The sequence below is a fragment of the Pantoea sp. Morm genome (assembly GCF_016643525.1).
GTDB lineage: Bacteria > Pseudomonadota > Gammaproteobacteria > Enterobacterales > Enterobacteriaceae > Pantoea > Pantoea dispersa.
Window position 1 is genome coordinate 1 of the sequence record NZ_VOQX01000269.1, and the last position, 766, is coordinate 766.

The window sequence follows — 766 nt, forward strand, 5'->3', positions numbered from 1 at the left end:
ATGGGGGGACCATCCTCCAAGGCTAAATACTCCTGACTGACCGATAGTGAACCAGTACCGTGAGGGAAAGGCGAAAAGAACCCCGGCGAGGGGAGTGAAACAGAACCTGAAACCGTGTACGTACAAGCAGTGGGAGCCTACTTGTTAGGTGACTGCGTACCTTTTGTATAATGGGTCAGCGACTTATATTCTGTAGCAAGGTTAACCGCATAGGGGAGCCGAAGGGAAACCGAGTCTTAATTGGGCGTTAAGTTGCAGGGTATAGACCCGAAACCCGGTGATCTAGCCATGGGCAGGTTGAAGGTTGGGTAACACTAACTGGAGGACCGAACCGACTAATGTTGAAAAATTAGCGGATGACTTGTGGCTGGGGGTGAAAGGCCAATCAAACCGGGAGATAGCTGGTTCTCCCCGAAAGCTATTTAGGTAGCGCCTCGTGAACTCATCTCCGGGGGTAGAGCACTGTTTCGGCTAGGGGGCCATCCCGGCTTACCAACCCGATGCAAACTGCGAATACCGGAGAATGTTATCACGGGAGACACACGGCGGGTGCTAACGTCCGTCGTGAAGAGGGAAACAACCCAGACCGCCAGCTAAGGTCCCAAAGTCATGGTTAAGTGGGAAACGATGTGGGAAGGCACAGACAGCCAGGATGTTGGCTTAGAAGCAGCCATCATTTAAAGAAAGCGTAATAGCTCACTGGTCGAGTCGGCCTGCGCGGAAGATGTAACGGGGCTAAACCATGCACCGAAGCTGCGGCAGCGAC

The 766-nt window shown here is 53.1% G+C and carries 1 rRNA gene; it reads left to right on the forward strand.

The annotated features are described in order from the left end of the window. A 23S ribosomal RNA gene (locus FT726_RS27470) occupies positions 1–766 on the forward strand; the annotation flags it as partial.